The sequence below is a fragment of the Bradyrhizobium ivorense genome (genome assembly GCF_900696085.1).
Taxonomy (GTDB): Bacteria; Pseudomonadota; Alphaproteobacteria; order Rhizobiales; family Xanthobacteraceae; genus Bradyrhizobium; species Bradyrhizobium ivorense.
This window is the reverse complement of the sequence record NZ_CAADFC020000004.1, coordinates 1142411-1162127: the sequence shown is the minus strand read 5'-3', so window position 1 is coordinate 1162127 and position 19717 is coordinate 1142411. Positions and strand designations below refer to the sequence as shown.

General features: G+C 65.9%; 22 protein-coding genes. All 22 read left to right on the top strand.

The features are described 5' to 3' along the window. Positions 1 to 21 precede the first annotated feature (21 nt). The 22 genes from fliN (at position 22) to CI41S_RS06100 (ending at position 19687) form a co-directional block, all read left to right on the top strand. Complete coding sequence (gene fliN, locus CI41S_RS06205) at positions 22 to 414, top strand: flagellar motor switch protein FliN (RefSeq protein WP_139486655.1); 393 nt, start codon at positions 22 to 24, stop codon at positions 412 to 414. Positions 415 to 416: 2 nt separating this feature from the next. Then, complete coding sequence (locus CI41S_RS06200) at positions 417 to 1457, top strand: flagellar motor switch protein FliG (protein WP_139857848.1); 1041 nt, start codon at positions 417 to 419, stop codon at positions 1455 to 1457. A gap of 13 nt (positions 1458 to 1470) precedes the next feature. Continuing rightward, entirely contained in the window at positions 1471 to 2556 is a 1086-nt protein-coding gene (flhB, locus tag CI41S_RS06195) for a flagellar biosynthesis protein FlhB (RefSeq protein WP_139486653.1), read from the top strand. Between the two features lie 301 nt (positions 2557 to 2857). Then, a complete protein-coding gene (flgB, locus tag CI41S_RS06190; protein WP_139857847.1) occupies positions 2858 to 3235 on the top strand; it encodes a flagellar basal body rod protein FlgB in 378 nt (125 codons plus the stop codon). A gap of 11 nt (positions 3236 to 3246) precedes the next feature. Continuing rightward, entirely contained in the window at positions 3247 to 3663 is a 417-nt protein-coding gene (gene flgC, locus CI41S_RS06185; protein WP_139857846.1) for a flagellar basal body rod protein FlgC, read from the top strand. Between the two features lie 2 nt (positions 3664 to 3665). Continuing rightward, positions 3666 to 3998 carry a flagellar hook-basal body complex protein FliE gene (gene fliE, locus CI41S_RS06180; protein WP_139857845.1) on the top strand — a complete coding sequence of 111 codons (333 nt, stop codon included), beginning with the start codon at positions 3666 to 3668 and terminating at the stop codon, positions 3996 to 3998. A 16-nt stretch (positions 3999 to 4014) separates the two neighbouring features. Continuing rightward, complete coding sequence (gene flgG, locus CI41S_RS06175) at positions 4015 to 4803, top strand: flagellar basal-body rod protein FlgG (protein ID WP_139486649.1); 789 nt, start codon at positions 4015 to 4017, stop codon at positions 4801 to 4803. A 13-nt stretch (positions 4804 to 4816) separates the two neighbouring features. Continuing rightward, positions 4817 to 5281 (top strand): flagellar basal body P-ring formation chaperone FlgA, encoded by a 465-nt coding sequence (flgA, locus tag CI41S_RS06170; protein WP_244626414.1) that lies wholly within the window; start codon positions 4817 to 4819, stop codon positions 5279 to 5281. Beyond that, the gene (flgI, locus tag CI41S_RS06165) at positions 5281 to 6414 is read left to right on the top strand and encodes a flagellar basal body P-ring protein FlgI (protein WP_139857843.1); all 1134 of its coding nucleotides are present in this window, start codon (positions 5281 to 5283) and stop codon (positions 6412 to 6414) included. The genes flgA and flgI overlap by 1 nt, the downstream gene beginning before the upstream one ends. 67 nt (positions 6415 to 6481) lie before the next feature. Beyond that, positions 6482 to 7228, top strand: a complete 747-nt coding sequence (locus tag CI41S_RS06160) for a MotE family protein (RefSeq protein WP_172627930.1) — start codon at positions 6482 to 6484, stop codon at positions 7226 to 7228. Next, on the top strand, positions 7225 to 7920 hold the full coding sequence (gene flgH / locus CI41S_RS06155; protein ID WP_139857841.1) for a flagellar basal body L-ring protein FlgH: 696 nt from the start codon (positions 7225 to 7227) through the stop codon (positions 7918 to 7920). The genes CI41S_RS06160 and flgH overlap by 4 nt, the downstream gene beginning before the upstream one ends. A 42-nt stretch (positions 7921 to 7962) precedes the next feature. Beyond that, the gene (locus CI41S_RS06150; RefSeq protein WP_139857840.1) at positions 7963 to 8406 is read left to right on the top strand and encodes a flagellar basal body-associated FliL family protein; all 444 of its coding nucleotides are present in this window, start codon (positions 7963 to 7965) and stop codon (positions 8404 to 8406) included. After that, positions 8403 to 9143, top strand: coding sequence for a flagellar type III secretion system pore protein FliP (fliP, locus tag CI41S_RS06145; RefSeq protein WP_139486644.1), 741 nt, complete (start codon positions 8403 to 8405; stop codon positions 9141 to 9143). The genes CI41S_RS06150 and fliP overlap by 4 nt, the downstream gene beginning before the upstream one ends. 277 nt (positions 9144 to 9420) lie before the next feature. Further along, complete coding sequence (locus CI41S_RS06140; protein ID WP_139857839.1) at positions 9421 to 10329, top strand: flagellin N-terminal helical domain-containing protein; 909 nt, start codon at positions 9421 to 9423, stop codon at positions 10327 to 10329. Positions 10330 to 10550: 221 nt separating this feature from the next. Then, complete coding sequence (locus CI41S_RS06135; RefSeq protein ID WP_139857838.1) at positions 10551 to 11465, top strand: flagellin N-terminal helical domain-containing protein; 915 nt, start codon at positions 10551 to 10553, stop codon at positions 11463 to 11465. 245 nt (positions 11466 to 11710) lie between these two features. Beyond that, the gene (gene fliF / locus CI41S_RS06130; protein WP_172627929.1) at positions 11711 to 13333 is read left to right on the top strand and encodes a flagellar basal-body MS-ring/collar protein FliF; all 1623 of its coding nucleotides are present in this window, start codon (positions 11711 to 11713) and stop codon (positions 13331 to 13333) included. Further along, positions 13330 to 13998 (top strand): hypothetical protein, encoded by a 669-nt coding sequence (locus tag CI41S_RS06125; RefSeq protein WP_139857836.1) that lies wholly within the window; start codon positions 13330 to 13332, stop codon positions 13996 to 13998. Before fliF ends, CI41S_RS06125 begins: the two co-directional genes overlap by 4 nt. A gap of 6 nt (positions 13999 to 14004) precedes the next feature. Further along, complete coding sequence (locus CI41S_RS06120) at positions 14005 to 15336, top strand: MotB family protein (RefSeq protein WP_139857835.1); 1332 nt, start codon at positions 14005 to 14007, stop codon at positions 15334 to 15336. After that, positions 15333 to 16520: a chemotaxis protein gene (locus CI41S_RS06115; RefSeq protein WP_139857834.1), complete on the top strand. Its 1188-nt coding sequence runs from the start codon at positions 15333 to 15335 to the stop codon at positions 16518 to 16520. The genes CI41S_RS06120 and CI41S_RS06115 overlap by 4 nt, the downstream gene beginning before the upstream one ends. A gap of 24 nt (positions 16521 to 16544) precedes the next feature. Next, positions 16545 to 17828 (top strand): flagellar hook-length control protein FliK, encoded by a 1284-nt coding sequence (fliK, locus tag CI41S_RS06110; protein ID WP_139857833.1) that lies wholly within the window; start codon positions 16545 to 16547, stop codon positions 17826 to 17828. After that, positions 17779 to 18360 (top strand): transglycosylase SLT domain-containing protein, encoded by a 582-nt coding sequence (locus CI41S_RS06105; protein ID WP_139857832.1) that lies wholly within the window; start codon positions 17779 to 17781, stop codon positions 18358 to 18360. Before fliK ends, CI41S_RS06105 begins: the two co-directional genes overlap by 50 nt. A gap of 82 nt (positions 18361 to 18442) precedes the next feature. Then, on the top strand, positions 18443 to 19687 hold the full coding sequence (locus CI41S_RS06100) for a flagellar hook protein FlgE (RefSeq protein ID WP_139857831.1): 1245 nt from the start codon (positions 18443 to 18445) through the stop codon (positions 19685 to 19687). The last annotated feature ends 30 nt before the right edge of the window (positions 19688 to 19717 follow it).

Below are 19717 nucleotides of genomic sequence, written 5' to 3'. Positions count from 1 at the left end.
TGACCAAGAGGCAACATCAAGATGACGCAACCTTTCGACTACGAGCCCTCTGCCAGCCGGGCTGGCGTGACCGGCGAGCCGCACATCGACACGTCGCCGCTGGAGCGGCTGGCGGAGATCGCGGCCCGAACCGCCGAAGAGACCGGCAAGTTTGCCAACGTCGATGCGATCATGCGGATTCCCGTCACCATGCAGGTGGTGCTGGGTTCTGCGACCATTCCGGTGGCCAATCTGATGAAGCTCGGCCGCGGCGCGGTGGTGCCGCTCGATCATCGGGTTGGCGAACCCGTCGACGTCGTGGTCAACGGCCGGATCGTCGCGCGCGGCGAGGTCGTAGTGGTCGAAGAGGACAATTCCCGGTTCGGCGTCTCCCTGACGGAAATCGTCGGGCCGCTCGGTCAAGGTGAAGTCTGACCGTGGCGGCAGCTCAAGGCATCGCTCCGGCCAAGCCGCGCGGTATCGCGCCGCTGGGCGGGACGGAAAAGGTCGCGGCGCTGCTGCTGGCCATGGGTCGGCAGGCGGCCGCGAGCGTGCTGGCGCAGTTCGAGCCGCAGGAAATCCGCATCGTCACCAAGGCCGCGGCCGAGCTGCGGCCGATCACGGCGCAGGAGCTCGAGGCGATCGTCGAGGAATTTGCCCAGCAATTCTCGATGGGCGCCAACATTCTCGGCAGCCTCGGCGGGCTCGAGGCCGTACTCGGCGACGTGTTGCCGCCCGAGCAGGTCTCGCAGATCATGTCGGATCTGCTCGGCAATTCCAGCCGCTCGGTGTGGGATCGCGTCTCGTCGGTGTCGGAAAACTCGCTGGCGAGCTATCTCTCCAAGGAACACCCGCAGACCGCGGCGCTGATCCTCTCCAAGGTCAAGCCGACCTGCGCCGCCAAGGTGATGAGCCAGCTGCCCTCCAGCCTGCGCAACGAGCTGATGCGGCGCGTGCTCAGCCTGAAGCCGATCGTCGACGATGCGATGCGGATCGTCGAGAAGACGCTGCACGAGGACCTGACGCTGAATTTCGCCCGCAATCTCGGCGCCGATACCTATGCGCGCGTAGCCGACATCATCAACAAGATGGAGCGCGGTCATATCGAGGACATCCTCAAGAGCCTGTCGGAGAAGCGGCCGAAGTCGGCGGAGGTGCTGAAGGAGCTGCTGTTCACCTTCGACGACGTCGTCAACCTGACGCCGAAGGCGCGCACCATGATCTTCGACCAGGTGCCGACCGACCGCATCGTCGTCGCGCTGAAGGGCACCGACAAGGCCTTCCGCGAGCTGATCCTGTCCTCGGTGGCGTCGCGCGTCAGGCGTGTCGTCGATCACGAGCTGGCAGTCGGCGAGCCCTCGAACCAGCGCGACGTGCTGGAGGCGCGGCGCGTGATCACCGATCTCGCGCTCGAGCTCGCTGAGCGCGGCGAAATCGAGCTCAATCCCGAGCAGGAGGATGAGCTGGTCTTTCGCTGACCGCTGACCCCGCATGGCAGAAGCATCCGATCAGGAGAGCAAGACAGAACAGCCGACCGAGAAGAAGATCCGCGATGCGCTCGAACAGGGCAAGATTCCGGTCTCTCGGGAGGCGTCCACCTTCGCCTCGATGGCGGCGTTGATGGTGATCCTGTCGTTCCTGATCGGCCAGGGCGCGCAGCGCCTGGTGCCGAGCTTGAAGAGCCTGCTCGACGATCCCGACGGCTTTCGTCTGAGCACGGCAGCAGATGCGCAGAACCTGTTGACGGTGATTGGGCTCGAGGCGGGGCGCTTCATGGTTCCGCTGCTCGTCGTCCTGATCGCGTTCGGGCTTGCGGCATCGCTGCTGCAGAACGCGCCGCGGCTGGTGCTCGACCGCATCCAGCCGAATTTCTCGCGGATCTCGCCCGCGCAGGGCTGGAGCCGGATCTTCGGCGCCCAGGGGCTGGTCGAGTTCGCCAAATCGGTGTTCAAGCTGGTCTCGGTCAGCCTCGTGGTCGGCTTCGTGCTGCATTCCTCCGAGGCGCGGGCGTTCGAGGCGATGTTCACCGATCCGGTGGCGCTGCCGGAGATGATCCTGACGATTGCGATGCGGGTCGTCTCGGCGATCTGCATCACCACGATCGTGCTGGTTGCGGTCGACCTCGCCTGGGCGCGCTTCCACTGGCGGCGCGAGCTGCGCATGACCAAGCAGGAGATCAAGGACGAGCACAAGCAGGCGGAAGGCGATCCGCTGATCAAGGCGCGGCTGCGCTCCTTGGCGCGCGACCGCTCGCGCCGGCGCATGATCGCCGCCGCCTCGAAGGCGTCGCTGGTGATCGCGAACCCGACTCACTTTGCGGTGGCACTGCGCTACCAGCGCGACGAGAATCCGGCGCCGCTGGTGCTCGCCAAGGGCATGGACGCCATCGCGCTGAAGATCCGCGCCGTTGCCGAAGAGAACAACATCCCGATCATCGAGAACAAGGCGCTGGCGCGCGCACTCTATGAGGCGGTGCAGGTCGACCAGGTGATCCCGAGCGAGTTCTTCCGGCCCGTCGCCGAAATCATCTACTTCCTGCAGTCGCGGCAATCGCCGCGTGCCGAGCGGGTTCAGTAGATCAGGGTGACGGTCTTGGCGGCGTCATGTCGCGAGAAATGCACAGCTGCGTCCTCACCCGCACCTGTCATCGCCCGGCTCGACCGGGCGATCCAGTACGCCGAGGCCTCTCGGTTCAAGCACTGCCGTCTCTGGAATACTGGATCACCCGCATGCGCGGGTGATGACACCGAGCAGCTGTTTGACACGTGAACCAGCCTCTGACCGTCAGTCATGCATTCTCTTAGGACAACGTTCGACGCGCCAGCCTGGGAAAAGCTTGCCTACCTATGGTCGTCCCGAATAGCCGGATTGGGCCGCCGTGGGACCGCTTTACCTCTTTGACCTTGCTTCGTCACAGGCGCGCTGGCTCGAGCTACGCCAGTCGACGATCGCAACCAATGTCGCCAATGCCAACACGCCCGGCTTCAAGGCGCGCGACGTCGAACCGTTCAACAAGGTGCTCGACGGCATGCCGGTGAGGCTGGCGATGACGTCGCCGGCGCACATGCAGCTCAGCGCAACCGAGACCGATACGCGCGCCACCGCCAAGAAAGACAGCTGGGAGGTGGTGCATTCCGGTAACTCAGTGAGCATCGAGCAGGAAATGCTCAAGGGCGGCGAGGTCAATCGCGACTACTCGATGAACGCGGCGATCGTGCGGTCGTTTCACCGCATGCTGATGACGGGCGCGAAGTGAGGTGATTTGAAATGGTGGATTCCCTGCAGGCGTCGATGATGGTTGCGAGCTCGGGGCTCGAGGCGCAATCGACCCGGATGCGGATCGTCTCGGAAAACCTCGCCAACGCCAACGCCACCGGCCGCGCCGCCGGCGCCGATCCCTATCAGCGCAAGACCGTGACGTTCGACGCGGCGATGGACCGCGCCGCGGGCGCGCAGCTGGTCAAGGTCAAGGATGTCGGCGTCGACAGCTCGCCGTTCCGCGTCGAGTACGATCCGGGCCATCCCGCTGCCGACAAATCCGGCTACGTCAAGCTGCCCAACGTCAACATGATGATCGAAATGGCCGACATGCGCGAGGTCAATCGATCCTATGAGGCCAATCTCCAGGTCATGAAGCAGGTGAGGTCGATGCTCGGCATGACCATCGATCTCTTGAGGAGCTGACAATGTTGGAAGCGATTTCGTCGACCGCGATCTCCGCCGGCAAGGTTGCGTCGCGTGGCATTGAGACGGAGATGACGGCGCCGGCGCCCGCGGCGAGCGCCGCGCAGTCGAGCAACGATGTCGGTTTCGACTCCGTGATGAAGCAGGTGACGTCGGATGCGATCGGCACGCTGAAGGCCGGTGAGGCGGCGTCAATCTCGGCGATCCAGGGCAAGGAATCGACCCGGCGCGTGGTCGAGGCGCTGATGTCGGCGGAGCAGGCGCTGCAGACCGCGGTCGCGGTGCGCGACAAGGTCGTGCAGGCCTACCAGGAAGTCGTTCGGATGTCGATTTGATTGAAGGAATCACGCTGTGAAATCGCTCGCCATCGCGGCCACCGGAATGAACGCGCAGCAGACCAATATCGAGGTCATCGCGAACAACATCGCCAATATCAACACCACCTCGTTCAAGCGGGCGCGCGCCGAGTTCACCGACCTGTTCTATCAGATGGACCGCATGCAGGGCGTTCCCAACGTGCAGGGCTCGTCGCCGATCCCGGAAGGCGCCAATCTCGGCCTTGGCGTCCGTTCGGCGGCGATTCGCAAGCTGCACATCCAGGGCACGCTGACGCAGACCGGCAACACCTACGACATGGCGATCAACGGGCGCGGCTGGTTCCAGATCCTCGGTCCGAACAACGAGGTGCTCTACACCCGCGCCGGCTCGTTCAACACCAACGCCGACGGCCAGCTGGTCACGCTGGACGGCTACCAGATCGATCCCTCGATCACGGTGCCGCAGGGCACGGTCGAGGTCACGGTCAACCAGACCGGCCAGGTGTTTGCAAAGCTCGACACCGAGGTGAATCCGCGCCAGATAGGCCAGCTCAACCTCGCCAACTTCGCCAATGAGGCGGGTCTCGAACCGCTGGGCGGCAATCTGTATCGCGAGACCACGGCGTCGGGCACGCCGGTCGTCGGCCTGCCCGGCGATGCCGGCTACGGCAAGATCAACCAGCATTACCTGGAGTCCTCGAACGTCGATCCGGTCAAGGAAATCACCGAGCTGATTTCCGCGCAGCGCGCCTATGAGATGAATGCCAAGGTCATCCAGGCGTCGGATGAGATGGCGTCGACGGTATCGAAGGGTCTTCGCTAGTTCCGGTGCAGGCATGCTGAACACGATCGTGCGAGGCGTCGTCGCGGCGCTGCTGGGGCTGGCCTTCGCCGGCCCGGTGGCGGCCGACGAACGGCGGCTGCCGGTGCCCGCGGTGACGATACGCGCGGGCGAGGTGATCAGGGACGACATGATCACCGAACGCGCCTTCGCGTCGAATCTGCTGGGCGTCGCCCTGTTCATCGATGGGCGTCCGACGCTGGTCGGACGGATGGCGCGGCGGACGTTGCTGCCGGGTCAGCCGATTCCGACCAACGCCGTCGAGGATCCCTGGGCCGTCGCGAGGGGCGCCACCGTCAAGGTGATTGTCGAAGAAAGCGGCCTGTCGATCGTGACCTACGGCTCCGCCATGCAGTCGGGCGCGGTCGGCGCGCTGATTCCGGTGCGCAATACCGACACTGGCGTCGTCATCCGCGGCATCGTCCAGCCGGACGGCACCATCAAGGTCGTTGACGGATGATGACCCGGCTTTTGCTTACGCTGATCCTCATCTGCTGCACTGCCAGTGCGCAGGCCGCCGTCCGCATCAAGGACATCGCCGACATCAGGGGATTGCGCGAAAACCAGATCGTCGGCTACGGCCTCGTGATCGGCCTCAACGGCACCGGCGATACGCTGCGCAACGCGCCGTTCACCGAGCAATCGCTGCAGTCGATGCTCGACAACATGGGCATCAACGTCAGGAACGACAACACGGGCGGCACCACGCCGACGCGGCCGACCACGCTGCGCACGCGCAACGTCGCGGCGGTGATGGTGACGGCGGACCTACCGCCCTCGATCGCGCCGGGTGAGCGCATGGACATCACGGTGTCGTCGCTCGGCGACGCCACTTCGCTGCTGGGCGGCACGCTGGTGATGACGCCGCTGCGCGGCGCCGACGGCGCGGTCTATGCGGTGGGGCAGGGCGCCGTTACGGTGGCCGGCTACAGCGTGCAGGGCCAGGCCCAGAGCGTCAGCCAGGGCACGCCGACCACCGGCCGCATTCCGAACGGCGCATTGGTCGAGCGCGAGGTACAGGGGCGTCTCCATGACATGGAATTCCTGGTGCTCGAACTGAAGAACCCCGATTTCGTCACGGCGACGCGGATCCTCGATGCCATCAACCGTTTTGCCGGCGGCCGCTACCGGTCGCAGATCGCGTTCGAGCGCGACTACCGCACCATCGTGCTGTCGAAGCCGCGCTACATCGGCCCGGTGCGTTTCCTCGCCGAAATCGGCGAGCTGACCGTCGAGCCCGATACCCCGGCGCGGGTGGTGATCAACGAGCGCACCGGCACGGTGGTGATCGGACGCGACGTCCGGATCTCGACCGTCGCGGTGACGCACGGCAATCTGACGGTCCGCGTCACTGAGCTCCCCGTGGTGTCGCAGCCGGCGCCGTTCTCGCGCGGCGGACAGACCGTGGTGGTCCCGCAGACCGCGATCGAGGCCAACGAGGCCGGGTCGCAGGTGGCGATCCTCAGTGGCGTCGACCTGCAGCGCCTGGTCCGCGGGTTGAACCAGATCGGCCTGAAACCGTCCGGCATCATCGCGATCCTGCAGGCGATCAAGACCGCCGGCGCGCTGCAGGCGGACGTCATCGTTCAATGAAGCATAAGCGTCGTGCAAGCTTGGTCGCGCATTGCTGTGTTCTCGACCGAGAATCGCACGCCGCCCGATGCTGAAGCTGGATCACAAATCGCAAGTTCTCGTCCTGGTCGCGGCGTTTGCATTGGTGAGCGCCGCGCCGCTTTGGGCGCTGGACACCGCCAAGCCGCTCGATCTCAAGTCTTTTGCACGACCGCGTAGCGCCGGCGCTCCGAAGCCGGTTGCGCCGGTCGCGCCGTCCGCCGCCGACAGCGGGTCGGCCAGGGCGACGGCCTGGGCGCCCGAAGACACCGGCCCGCTGATGACCGGCGCGGTGCCGGCGCCCGAGAATCCGCCTGCCGCGGCTCGCCCAGCCAGGACCGGTAACAGCGCTGCGCCGAAGCCGGCCCCGGTCGCCGCGACCCCGGCTCCGGAGAACGAGGTTGCCCAGTTCTGCAGCAACGTCGCCGATCCTGCCGTCGACGCCCGCCTGGCCTGGCAGCTGAAGGAACTGGAGAAGGCCGAGGCCAAGCTGCGCGAGCGGATCGCGGAAGTCGAGGCCAAGCGCGTCGAATACGAGCAGTGGATGGCGCTGCGCGACGAATTTCTGAAGAAAGCCGAAGCCTCGATGGTCGAGATCTATTCGCGCATGCGGCCCGAGGCCGCCGCCACCCAGATCGCCGGCATGGCGGATGAGACCGCGGCCGCGGTGCTGGCCAAGCTGAGCCCGCGCAACGCCAGCGCAATCTTCAACGAGATGGAATCGGCGCGCGCGGCGCATCTCGCCGATCTGCTCGGCGGCATGCGGCGCGTCGACGACGGAAAGACCAACAGATGAAAAAGCCGATGCTGATCCTCTCGCTGCTGCTGCTCGGCGGCTGCGCCCAGGAGGTGGCCGACACGCTGAAGGGACCGCAGCTGTCCCCGGTCGGCGACGGCTTGCGGACGCAGGCCTTGCCTATACCGGTGACGCCGCGGGTCCACACCCCGGTCAGCTATCGCTCGACCTGGGACGACGGCACCGACCTTTACCGCGATCCGCGCGCCAAGCGCGTCGGCGATGTCGTCACCGTGGTGATCTCCATGCAGGACAAGGCCAAGCTCGACAACAAGACCGATCGCTCACGCGACTCGCAGATCAAGTTCGGTCTGGACTGGCTGATGAATGCCGCCGGCTGGCAGAACACCGGCCAGACCAACGCCAATTTGAGCTCGAGCACGTCGACCAAGGGCGCCGGCCAGATCGACCGCACCGAGGACATCAAGCTGTCGGTCGCCGCGATCGTCACCGACGTGCTGCCGAACGGCAACATGATGATCAGCGGCTCGCAGGAATTTCGCGTCAATGCGGAAATGCGCGTGCTCAATGTCGGGGGCATCGTTCGTCCCCGCGACATCTCGCGCGGCAACACCATTTCCTATGAGAAGATCGCCGAGGCACGTGTCTCCTATGGCGGCCGCGGCCGCCTGACCGACGTGCAGCAGCCGGCATGGGGACAACGGATCTATGACGTCGCGGCGCCATTCTGATCGCGGGGCGGAGCAGGCCGCGTCACCGGGACGAGGGACGCCATGCGCCTGATCGTCGCGATCGTTGTCCTGACGCTGATCGCGATCGGCGCCGGCGCGCTCGCGGGCCTGCAACTCATCGCGGCGGCGGAGCGCGTCGCCGACACCCGCAAGAACGTCACCCAACCGCCGGTCGCGGCCAGCTACGCCGGCAGCGCGCGGCTGCGCAGGCTGTCGCCGGTCGTGACCAATCTGGCCGCGCCGCCGAACAACTGGGCGCGGGTCGAGGCCTCGATGGTGACCGAAACCATGAACGACGAGGAGGCCGGCATCCTCGCCGCCCATATCAGCGAGGACATCGTCGCTTATCTCAGGTCGGCCACGGTTGCCCAGTTCGAGGGCGCCCGCGGGCTGCAGCATCTGCGCGACGATCTGACCGAACGCGCCAATGTCAGGTCGTCGGGCAAGGTGCGCGAATTGATCATTGAGACGCTGGTGATCCAATGAGAGTGCTTTTCCTCGTCGTGGCGGTGGTGCTGGTCTTGCTGCCCGAGGCGGCGTCGGCCCAGATTCCGGATCTCAACTCGCTGCTGCCGCCGGGCAACGGCAGCACCAGCGGACGCATCGTCCAGCTGATGGCGCTGATCACGGTGCTGTCGGTGGCGCCGGGGCTGCTGATCATGGTGACGAGTTTCACGCGATTTGCCGTCGCGCTGTCGTTTCTGCGCGCCGGGCTCGGCCTGCAGACGACACCGGCAAATCTCGTCCTGATCAGCCTCGCGCTATTCATGACCTTCTATGTGATGGCGCCGACCTTCGACCGCGCCTGGGAGACCGGCGTTCAGCCGCTGATGAAGAACGAGATCTCGGAGGAGGACGCCTATCTGAAGATCACCGATCCATTCCGCGAGTTCATGCTGGCCCATGTCCGCGAGAAGGACCTGCAGACCTTCGAGGCGCTGGCCGCCGAAAGCTTTCGCAAGAAATTCGACGACAAGCGGATCGACATGCGGGTCATCATTCCGGCCTTCATGATCTCCGAGCTGCGTCGCTCGTTCGAGATCGGATTCTTGATCATCCTGCCGTTCCTGGTGATCGACATGATTGTGGCGACGCTGACCATGTCGATGGGCATGATGATGATGCCGCCGACGGTGATCGCGCTGCCGTTCAAGATGCTGTTCTTCGTCTTGATCGACGGCTGGAATCTGCTCGCCTCCGGCCTGGTCCGGTCGTTCTCGTAGCGGGCGCAGGATAAGCGGCGCGGCGCGACCTGTGCCATCCTGGGGCGGTCGTGGCCTCGTCATCGTTACCGGATCGCAAACTGGCGGCCGCGCTATTGCGGCGAAATAAAATCCCGTCTTAAGCCACGGCTAACGTTCGGCTGCTACGACAGCGGCTACGGAAGGTTGGACCTTAACCCACACACGTCCAAAGGCATGATGCCGCCCTGCCGTACCGGTGCAAGTCCGGTATGTCCCCTCATGAAAAAGTTAACGCGTACATAAAGGGACATGCTTCATGTCAAGCCTGCTTACGAATACGTCCGCCATGACCGCGCTGCAGACCCTCCGGTCGGTCAGCGCCAGCATGGCCACCACGCAGAACCGGATCTCGACCGGCCAGCGCGTGGCGTCTGCCTCGGACAACTCCGCCTACTGGTCGATCGCGACCTCGATGCGCGCCGACAACTCCGCGCTCTCCGCCGTCTCCGACTCGCTCGGTCTGTCGGCCGCGACCGTTGACACGCAGTACACCGCGCTGTCCACGGTTCTCGGCAGCGACGGCAACAGCGGTCTCACCAAGATGCAGTCGCTGCTGGTCGAAGCCAAGACCGCCGGTATCGACCGCAAGAAGATCCAGACCGAAATCACCCAGATCCAGCAGGACATGAAGAACACCGCCAACGCGGCGACCTTCAACGGGGTGAACTGGCTCAGCACCACCGCGACCACGCCGACCAGCGTCGACCTGGTGTCGTCGTTCTCGCGCGTCGGCGCCGTGCCGACCACCGGCAAGATCACGCTGACCGTTGCCAACTACTCGCTCTATACCGCCACCTCGAGCGGCTTCCTCGACACCGCCGGCGGCGGCAGCTCGATCGACACCATCAACATCGGCGCGCTGACCGATTCGGCTGCCGACCAGACCACGCTCGATGGCTACATCGCGCAGGTCACCGGCGCGATCAACTCGGTCAGCCAGGCGGCTGCCGACCTCGGTGCCGTCAAGAACCGTATCGACAACAACTCCAACTTCGTGAAGTCGCTGATGGATTCGGTGAGCCGCGGTATCGGCCAGCTGGTCGACGCCGACATGAACGCGGAATCGACCCGTCTGCAGGCCCTCCAGGTCCAGCAGCAGCTCGGCGTCCAGGCGCTCTCGATCGCCAACCAGAACAGCCAGAGCCTGCTCTCGCTGTTCCGCTAAGCTAAAGCATCCGGTACGGAAGGCCGCGCTCTCCGGGGCGCGGCCTTTCATTTTTTGCCCGCTGCGACGCAAGCCTCGCACAAGCCTCAGTCCCTAGCTTCGTCGCCACGACAGGTTGGGCCCTTGCTGCGATAGCCGGCCCAAAGGCATGACGCCGCTCTGCCGTACCGGTGCAAGTCCGGTATGTCCCCCCGCACAACTCACCTCAAGGGACATCCAAGATGGCTTCCAGCCTGCTCACCAACTCGGCGGCGATGACCGCGCTGCAGACCCTGCGCTCGGTCAGCACCAACATGCAGACGACCGAGAACCGGATCTCGACCGGCCAGCGCGTCGCGACCGCCTCCGACAATTCCGCCTACTGGTCGATCGCGACTTCGATGCGCGCCGACAACGCCGCGCTTTCCGCGGTCTCCGATTCGCTCGGCCTGTCGGCTGCGACCGTCGACACCGAATACACCGCGCTGACCTCGGTGCTCGGCAGCGACGGCAACAGCGGCCTCACCAAGCTGCAGTCGCTGCTGGTCGAAGCCAAGACCGCCGGCATCGACCGCAAGAAGATCCAGACCGAAATCACCCAGATCCAGCAGGACATGAAGAACACCGCCAACTCGGCGACCTTCAACGGGGTGAACTGGCTCAGCACCAACGCGACCACGCCGACCACCGTCAACCTGGTGTCGTCATTCTCGCGCGTCGGCGGCGTCCCGACCATCAACACGATCTCGGTGACCGTCGCCAGCTACTCGCTCTACACCAGCACCCAGACCGGCTTCCTCGACACCGTGGGTGGCGGCGGCAGCTCGATCGACAACCTCAACATCGGCGCGCTGACCGATTCGGCGGCCGACCAGACCACGCTCGACGGCCTGATCGCGCAGGTCACCGGCGCGATCAACACGGTCAGCCAGGCCGCCGCCGACCTCGGCGCCATCAAGAACCGCATCGGCAACAACACCGATTTCGTCAAGTCGCTGATGGATTCGGTGACCCGCGGTATCGGCCAGCTGGTCGACGCCGACATGAACGCGGAATCGACCCGCCTGCAGGCGCTCCAGGTCCAGCAGCAGCTCGGTGTCCAGGCGCTCTCGATCGCCAACCAGAACAGCCAGAGCATCCTGTCGCTGTTCAAGTAAGCTAGCGGCTTCGCAACCGACCGTGCTCCTCGCGGAGCACGGTCCTAGCCGCAAGATATCGGCCGTGAAAGACGGCCACGACGCCGGCATCGGCGCGGCCCCGGGCGGGGGGCGATCATCCGCTCGCAAACCCCTTGCCAAATTGCCACGCCTGTAGCGCGAACTGATGCGCCGGCGCACCCGCGCAACCTTCAGACAAGGTTGGCAGCGGAGTGTTCTGGCCATTCGCATCGGTACGAGGTCATATGCTCAGTCGCGCGCAGATCCAGCAGCTGCTCAACAATCTGCTGCAGCTTGGGCCGCGACGCCTGATGGCCCTCGGTCTGATCGGCTTTGCCGTTCTGGTCACGGTGGTCGGCGGCGCCTATTACCTGAGCCGGCCCGAATTCGAGGTGCTTTACAACGGCCTCGCCCGCGAGGACGTGACCCGGATCGGAGCTGCGCTGCGCGAGCAGAACATCGCCTTCGACGTCAACGCTGCCGGCGATGCGGTCTCGGTCCGCCCGAGCCAGACCATGCAGGCGCGGATGCTGCTGGCCGAGAAGGGGCTGCCGACCAGCGCCAATTCCGGTTACGAGCTGTTCGACAAGATCGGCTCGCTCGGCCTGACCTCGTTCATGCAGGAGGTCACCAAGCTCAGGGCGCTCGAAGGCGAGATCGCCCGCACCGTTCAGCTGATGAAGGGCGTGAAGGCGGCGCGGGTCCATATCGTGCTGCCGGTGCGCGGCTCGTTCCGGGCGACCCAGCAGCCGCCATCGGCGTCGGTCGTGCTGCGCACCGACGGCGCGATCGAGGCCCGCACCGCGCAGTCGATCCGCCATCTCGTCGCGGCGGCGATCCCCGGCATGTCGCGCGACAAGGTGACGGTGCTGGATGCCGACGGCTCGATGCTGCTGGCCGAGGAGGACGAGGCCAGCGCCGCGCCGACCAAGATGGCGAGCCTGCAGAAGATGGTCGGCCAGATGGTGCAGGAGAATATCCGCAAGGCGCTGACGCCCTATCTCGGGCTCGACAATTTCGAGGTCAGCGTCGCGCCGCAGCTCTCGACCGACAAGCGGCAGACCAACGAGACCATCTACGATCCGGAAAGCCGCGCCGAGCGCTCGGTGCGCAACGTCCGCGAAAAGGAGACCTCGCAGAACGCCGACCGCCAGACCCCGACCACGGTGCAGCAGAATCTCCCGGACCAGCAGGTCAATGCCGGCGGAACCAAGAACTCCGCCGAGGAGAAGCAGCGGCGCGAGGACATCACCAATTTCGAGGTGTCGTCCAAGACCACGACCACCGTGAGCGACGGCTATGCCGTCAAGAAACTGTTCATCGCCGTGCTGATCAACCGCACCCGGCTGGTCGCCGATCTCGGCGACAAGACCAACCAGGCGATCGTCGACAGCAAGATCGCCGAGATCAGCCAGCTTGCGGCGACTGCCGGTGGCATCGACAAGCAGCGCGGCGACCAGATCCAGGTGACGGCGGTCGACTTCGTCGAGGGCTCGCGTGAGCTGGCGCCGGTGCCGCCGATCGGATTTGTCGAGATGCTCAACCGTCAGATGGGCAGCTTCATCAATGCGGCGACCATCCTTGCCGTCGCCGCGATGCTGGTCTGGTTCGGCCTGCGGCCCGCGGTCAACGGCATCCTGACCCACCGTGCGGAGCAGGAGCAGGTCGAGGCGGCGGAAACCGCCGCCGAATTCGAGGCCGCTGCCGCGCTGTCCCTGCCGGAGCAGGGCGAGTTGAACCTGGTGGAAGACCTCGAGGGCAAGCTGCAGCGCACGCCGCAGAAGCGGCTTGAACAGATCGTGCGTCTCGACCAGACGCAGGCGGCGGCGATCCTGAAAGATTGGATGCGTCGGGAGGAGGCGGCATGAACGCGGCGATCGGAAAACTCCTCACCCAGTTCGACGCCAGCGGCCGCGTCACGCCGCCGGCTGAGCGGCCGAAACCCGCGGAGCAATTTGCGAGGCCAATGGAAGCCAGGCGAGAGCCGGCGCCGGCACCGCAGCCTGTACCCATGCCCGCTCCGCAGGCCGAAGCGCCGCCGGTCAATCTTTTGGACGAGGCCTATCGGCGCGGCTATTCCACCGGTGTCTCGGAAGGCAACGCCAGCCTCGCGGAGGAGCGCGTTCGCAGCGCGATCCGGCTTGGCGAAGAGCGCGCCAAATGGTCGGATCAGCAGGCGGCCGTCATCGTCAATGGTTTCGCCGCGGCCTGCCGCGAGCTCGAATCGAACATCGCAAGCTCGGTTGCCCGCATCCTGCAACCGTTCCTGGCCGAGGCGGTCCGCGACAAGGCCGTCGCTCCGCTGGTCGAGCAGATCGCGGCGCTGACCTCAAGCTCACCCGTACCCGTGTTCAAGATCAGCGGCCCTGGCGATTTGCTCGAGCGGGTCAAGGCGCAGCTCGATGCCGTGCAGCGCACCGGCATCGACTACCGGGCCACCGACACTGTGGAGATCCGCGTCGTCGCCGACCAGACCGTGATCGAGACGCAGCTGTCGGCTTGGATCGAGCGTCTCAATGAAGCGCGCCGGTAGTTCTTCATGAACGAGGTCAAGCAAGAGCTCGTCATCATCCGGCGGCGCAGCGCGTTCGAGGACGCGCCGCACAAGGGTGGCGTCTGGAAGATTGCTTACGCGGACTTCATGACCGCCATGATGGCGTTCTTCCTGGTGATGTGGCTGCTCACCGCGCTCAACCAGGACCAGCGCCAGATCGTGGCGAGCTACTTCAACCCGATCAAGCTTGCCGAGAATTCACCTGCCCCGAAAGGCCTCAGGGATTTCCCCAAGAAGGATTCACCGGTGTCCGAGGGCCAGGACGGCAAGCGCCAGCCTGCCGGCCCCAATGAAGAGCGCCGCGGCGATTCGCCGACCGCGGAGCAGCCGCCGTTCTATGAAGAGAAGGTGCTGTTTCGCGATCCCTACGCGACGCTGACCGAGATCATGGCGAGCTCGAGCCAGGCGTCGGGCCAACGGCGCGCCGGCGCTCTGACCTCTGCCGAAGAGGACGGCCTGAAGGGCGGCGAGGCCTACCGCGATCCGTTCGATCCCGGCTACTGGAAGCTGGCGCCACAGGCCGGCAAGGATGCCGAGCGGGTGATCGAGAGCGAGCCCGCGCCAAAGCCCGTGCGTGAAATGCCGCAAGCGTCTAGTCAAGGCGAGCCATCGCCCGCACGTCGCATTAAGTTGGACGATTCCGGCAGCAGCGCTGCAGCAAGCACGGAGGCGCAGTCCGCCAGCGGAACGCCGCTGCTGCCGCCCGGGTCGGCACCGTCGCAGCCCGGTCGCGACGGCAACGCCCAAGGCAATGTCCAGGCTAACGTCCAATCCAACGCTCAGCCCAATGCAGCAGCCCAGCCGCGTCCGGGCGAGGCTGCGAAGGATGCCCTGCCGCGCGACGCGCAGGCGCAGCTGACCGTCAAGCAGCTGCAGGCGGCGATCAGCGATGCGCTGTCGGGCACCAAGGCGGGCACCGGGCCGGTCGCGGAAGTCCGCCAGGTCGAGGAGGGCCTGCTGATCAGCCTCACCGACGATGCCAATTTCGGCATGTTTGCGGTCGGCTCCGCCGAACCGCGTCCCGAGTTGATCCGCGTCATCGACAAGATTGGACCGTTACTGACCAGGCGTTCGGGCGTGATCATCGTCCGCGGCCACACCGACAATCGGCCGTATCGCTCGGACACCTACGACAATTGGCGGCTGTCGACCGCGCGCGCGCAGATGGCGTATTACATGCTGGTTCGATCCGGCGTCGATGCGCAGCGCATCGAGCATGTCGAGGGTTATGCGGACCGGCGTCCCAAGCTTCCGAACGATCCGGCGGCGGCGCAGAATCGCCGGATCGAAATCCTGATCAGGGACAAGCGCCCATGATCAGGCTGCGATCTCTCGCTACGCTGTTGCTTGCATTGTCCTCGGCGCCGGCGCTCGCCGCCGCGCCGGATCCGGTGTCCCTGTCCGGCGAGCCGTACGAAATGGTTCGGAGGTTGCAGGAGGTGCAGGACGGGATCGCAAGAGGCGACACCGCCGCGCAAAACGGTCACCTCGTGCTGATCCGGCAGGTCGGCGAAAAATTTCTCGCCGCCGATCCGGCCGTGTGGGGCAATCCGCAGAACGGCCAGGCCGTCGTCGTCTATCTCCTGAGCGGCGGCGCGCCGCAGCTCGTGCGCAAGCTGCCGCGCGACCGGCTGAAGGTCGACGAGCGGCTGTTCAATGCCGCGCTGGCCTATGTCGAGGGCCGCCAGGACGAAGCCCGCGAGCTGCTCAAGGACGTCAAGCCGCGCGCCGTCCCCTCGAGCATGAGCGGACACATCGCCCTGGTGCAGGGCGCGCTGCTGGCGAACTCGGACGTGCCGGCTGCGATCGAGCGGCTCGACGAAGCGCGCCTGCTGCTGCCGGGCACGCTGGTGGAAGAGGCCGCGCTGCGCCGCGAGATTTTGCTGGTCGGGCAGGCCGAGGATTTCGACAAGTTCGAGTTTCTCACCGAGTCCTATGTCCGCCACTACCGCAACTCGATCTATGCCGGCGACTTCTGGCAGCGGTTTTCCTCGGCGCTGACGCGCTCGAGTCTTGCGCTCGATGAGCGGCGCTTTGCACGGGTCGCGGCCATGCTGGAGCGGCTCGACCGCGCGAGCCGCCTGAAGCTTTATGTGGTGATCGCGCGAAGTGCGCTGATCCGTGGCCGGCTCGCCGTGGTGCGGCTCGCCGGCGAGCAGGCGCTCTCCCTCAGCGCAGACGGCAGCCCCGATCGCGAGCGCGCGCATCTGTTCCGCGGCGCCGCGCGTGCGCTCGGCGATGAATATGACGGCGGCGTCGCCGAGCTCAAGGCGGTTGACCGCGCCAAGGTCGGGGAGCGCGACGTCGCGCTTCTGAACGCAGGCCTGCAACTCGCGCTCGACATTCGCAAGCCGACCACCGGACCATCGAGCGTGCTCGCCGCCGACAAGCCGCCGCCGACGCCGGCGCGCCTCGATCTGGCCCGCTCGGCGACCCTGCTGGCGCGCGCGCAGAAGCAACTCAGCGAACTGGAGCTGCTCACCAGGGATCGTCGCCCATGACCAGGCTCACATGATCAAGCTCACATGACCAAGCTCAGCGGAACGTCCGGTCAGCTTTTCTCGGCCACCGCCGAAACTTTTTCGCGCGGCAGCCGCGCTGGAACCAGCGCGGCCAAGCAGGCGACCGGCGACAAATCATTCCAGGATCTGATTCACACCGTGTCGAACCAGGCGAAGCGGACATCGGACGATCAGGACAAGGCCGTGTCGCTGAAGCCGGTCGCGCTGCGCACGCGCATCGCGGAACTGGCGGAACGCGATGAGCCCCGCGACGAGCCGGTGCGCGAGCAGCCGGAGACGGCCGAGGAGCGGCACACCTCGCCGGCATCGCCGACGCGCGACCACGCGGCCACGCTGGATGTCCCGAGCCGATTGACCCAGCCGTCGATCGTTGGCCAGGAACTCGCCGCCGCGCCGCTCGTGAAGCCGCAGGCGCAACCGCAACCGGCTGCGCGCGACAAGGCCACGCCTGACCGCGCCGAGCGGTCCTCGACCGCACATGATCTTTCGGCTACGCGCGCTCCGACTGCGGCAAACGCCGATGTTGTGGACGCCGGCAGCCGCCCGCCGGTCGATGCCCCGCGCCCAGCGGCGTCCCCGCAGGCCGACGCAACGCCCAAGGCTGCACCGGCCGTGTCCGGCTTCGAGACCGTCGCAGCCAATGTCGGGCGCGCGGCAAAAGTCTCGGCGCGCGAGGCGCTGCCGGAAGCCACCAAGGTCACCGTGGTGCAGCAGGAGACCCATCTGCCGCCGCTGCAGCAATTCACCGCGCCCCAGCAGGTCGCGAATGCCGTGGTGGCCGAGCTGGAGGGCGCCGCGCAGCCCGCGCCAGCGGCGGCGCCCGATCTCGCGTCATCGCAAAGCAATACACCTGATCAGCCGCTCAAGATCCTGACCATCAGTCTCGAGCCACCTGATCTCGGCAACGTCACCGTGCGCCTGCGTCTGGTCGGCGAAGCGGTCTCGGTCCATCTTGCGGCGGATCGCAAGGACACCAGCCAGATGCTGGACCAGCAGCGCGACTCGATCCGCGAGCTGATGCAGTCGGCAGGTTACGTCGCCGACGTCGCGCCAGTCCGCCACGGATCGCTGGACGGATTTCAGACCGGCTCGAGCCAGTCGCAAGCCTCATTCGCCGGGCAGCAGCAATCGTCACAGCCGCAGGGCGGGCCCGGCGGCTCCGGGACATCGTCCGGCCAGCCGCAGGACGGCGCGAAGCAGCCGCGGCAGGAGCATCAGAACCACCGGGAGACACGTCATGATCAGGACGTGGCGCTGCGCGATCGTCGCGGCGCTGTCTATCTGTAGCGTCACCGCCGGCGCGGCGAGGGCGGACAGCGCGCGTCCCTGCGAGCGCGAGATGGCGCGCGCCGCAAGGGTTCATGGCATTCCGCTCGGCATTCTTTATGCCGTCGGCCTGACTGAGACCGGGCGCCGCGGCGCGCTGCATCCTTATGCGCTCGGCGCCGAAGGCCAGACGGTGTTTGCCAAAGACATCGACGACGCCATCGCCAATTTCGAGGCGATGAGGCGCCGCGGCACCAAGCTGATCGACCTCGGCTGCATGCAGATCAATCACTATTATCACGGCGACAAGTTCGCCTCGGTCAAGGCGATGTTCGATCCCGCCAGGAATGTCGACTACGCCGCGCGCTTTCTCAAGGAGTTGAAGCAGCGCGAGGGCAGCTGGACCATGGCGGTCGCCCGCTACAATGCCGGTCCCAACAACCAGCCCGCGCAGAAGCGTTACGTCTGCCACATCGTCGCGCACCTCGTCTCCAGCGGCTTCGGTGCCTGGACCGACCAGGCGCGTTCGCTGTGCCAGCCGCGAACGATTTGAGGTTGCGCCGCACCAGCGACCGTCAGCCCCGCGCAAGCAAGAGCCGCCATTGTAGCGGCAAACTACCAAAGGAGCCCAATCCATGAGCCTGTATGGTGTGATGCGCACCGGCGTTTCCGGGATGTCTGCGCAGTCCAACAAGCTGTCGACGGTCTCGGACAACATCGCGAACGTCAACACGACCGGCTACAAGCGGGCCTCGACCGAGTTCTCCTCGCTGATCCTGAAGAGCGGCTCGGGCAAATACGATTCGGGCGCCGTCGAAACCAACGTCCGCTACGCCATCACCGATGCCGGCAATCTGCAGTTCACGACCTCGACGACCGATCTCGCCGTGCAGGGCAACGGCTTCTTCGTGGTGCAGGATTCATCGGGCAACAACTTTCTGACCCGCGCCGGCTCGTTCGTGCCCGACAGCCAGGGCAATCTGGTCAACGCCGCCGGCTTCCAGCTGATGGGCTACGACGTTCGCAACGGCGCCGCTCCTTCGGTCGCCGCCAATGGCTTCGCCGGCCTTCAGGTCATCAACGTCAACCAGGCGGCGCTGCAGGCGCAGCCCTCGACCAAGGCGACCGTCGCCGCCAATCTCGATCCCAGCGCCGCGATCAGCGCCGGTCCGCCGGCCTACACCTCGAAGACCTCCGTCGTCACCTACGACAACATCGGCAACGCGGTCACGCTCGACGTCTACGCGTTCAAGACCGGCGCGAACACCTGGCTGGTGCAGACCTACGACGCCTCGACCTCGACGTCGGGCACCGGCGGCTTCCCCTATTCGGGCGGCCCGCTCGCCTCCAACACCTTCACCTTCGACGTCAGTGCCACCGGCAAGGGTGCGCTTGCCGCGGCAAGTCCGAAGTCGTTGACCATGACCATTCCGGGCGGTTCGGCCTTCACGATGGATCTCTCGGCGATGACGCAGGTCGCCTCCGGCTTCGACTTCAAGGCCACCGTCGACGGCAACGCGCCGTCCGCGGTCGAGAAGGTCGATATCGACGAGACCGGCCTCGTCACCGCGATCCTGCAGAACGGCACCAAGATCCCGAGCTACCGGATCGCGCTCGCCGACGTGCCGAGCCCCGACAATCTGACCCCCGAAGTCGGCAACGTCTATTCGCCGAACCTGAAGTCCGGCAACGTCCAGGTCGGCCTTGCCGGTCAGGGCGGCATGGGCGCCATCCAGTCCGGCGCGCTGGAGGAATCCAACGTCGACCTCGCGGACGAGCTGACCTCGATGATCGAGGCGCAGCGCGGCTTCACAGCCAACTCCAAATCCTTCCAGACCGGCGCGGACCTGCTGGACGTCGTCGTCAACCTGAAGCGCTGATCGCAGCGGCGCTTTCCCTGGCCAAGAGCA

What these genes read in the sequence shown, in the direction of transcription:
- fliE (WP_139857845.1), top strand. Translation starts at nt 3,666, where the DNA reads ATGTTGGAAGCGATTTCGTCGACCGCGATCTCCGCCGGCAAGGTTGCG.
- CI41S_RS06125 (WP_139857836.1), top strand. Translation starts at nt 13,330, where the DNA reads ATGAACGCGGCGATCGGAAAACTCCTCACCCAGTTCGACGCCAGCGGC.
- fliN (WP_139486655.1), top strand. Translation starts at nt 22, where the DNA reads ATGACGCAACCTTTCGACTACGAGCCCTCTGCCAGCCGGGCTGGCGTG.
- fliP (WP_139486644.1), top strand. Translation starts at nt 8,403, where the DNA reads ATGAGAGTGCTTTTCCTCGTCGTGGCGGTGGTGCTGGTCTTGCTGCCC.
- flgH (WP_139857841.1), top strand. Translation starts at nt 7,225, where the DNA reads ATGAAAAAGCCGATGCTGATCCTCTCGCTGCTGCTGCTCGGCGGCTGC.
- fliF (WP_172627929.1), top strand. Translation starts at nt 11,711, where the DNA reads ATGCTCAGTCGCGCGCAGATCCAGCAGCTGCTCAACAATCTGCTGCAG.
- CI41S_RS06120 (WP_139857835.1), top strand. Translation starts at nt 14,005, where the DNA reads ATGAACGAGGTCAAGCAAGAGCTCGTCATCATCCGGCGGCGCAGCGCG.
- CI41S_RS06135 (WP_139857838.1), top strand. Translation starts at nt 10,551, where the DNA reads ATGGCTTCCAGCCTGCTCACCAACTCGGCGGCGATGACCGCGCTGCAG.
- flgI (WP_139857843.1), top strand. Translation starts at nt 5,281, where the DNA reads ATGACCCGGCTTTTGCTTACGCTGATCCTCATCTGCTGCACTGCCAGT.
- flgA (WP_244626414.1), top strand. Translation starts at nt 4,817, where the DNA reads ATGCTGAACACGATCGTGCGAGGCGTCGTCGCGGCGCTGCTGGGGCTG.
- flgC (WP_139857846.1), top strand. Translation starts at nt 3,247, where the DNA reads ATGGTGGATTCCCTGCAGGCGTCGATGATGGTTGCGAGCTCGGGGCTC.
- flhB (WP_139486653.1), top strand. Translation starts at nt 1,471, where the DNA reads ATGGCAGAAGCATCCGATCAGGAGAGCAAGACAGAACAGCCGACCGAG.
- CI41S_RS06100 (WP_139857831.1), top strand. Translation starts at nt 18,443, where the DNA reads ATGAGCCTGTATGGTGTGATGCGCACCGGCGTTTCCGGGATGTCTGCG.
- CI41S_RS06150 (WP_139857840.1), top strand. Translation starts at nt 7,963, where the DNA reads ATGCGCCTGATCGTCGCGATCGTTGTCCTGACGCTGATCGCGATCGGC.
- CI41S_RS06105 (WP_139857832.1), top strand. Translation starts at nt 17,779, where the DNA reads ATGATCAGGACGTGGCGCTGCGCGATCGTCGCGGCGCTGTCTATCTGT.
- CI41S_RS06115 (WP_139857834.1), top strand. Translation starts at nt 15,333, where the DNA reads ATGATCAGGCTGCGATCTCTCGCTACGCTGTTGCTTGCATTGTCCTCG.
- CI41S_RS06140 (WP_139857839.1), top strand. Translation starts at nt 9,421, where the DNA reads ATGTCAAGCCTGCTTACGAATACGTCCGCCATGACCGCGCTGCAGACC.
- fliK (WP_139857833.1), top strand. Translation starts at nt 16,545, where the DNA reads ATGACCAAGCTCAGCGGAACGTCCGGTCAGCTTTTCTCGGCCACCGCC.
- CI41S_RS06160 (WP_172627930.1), top strand. Translation starts at nt 6,482, where the DNA reads ATGCTGAAGCTGGATCACAAATCGCAAGTTCTCGTCCTGGTCGCGGCG.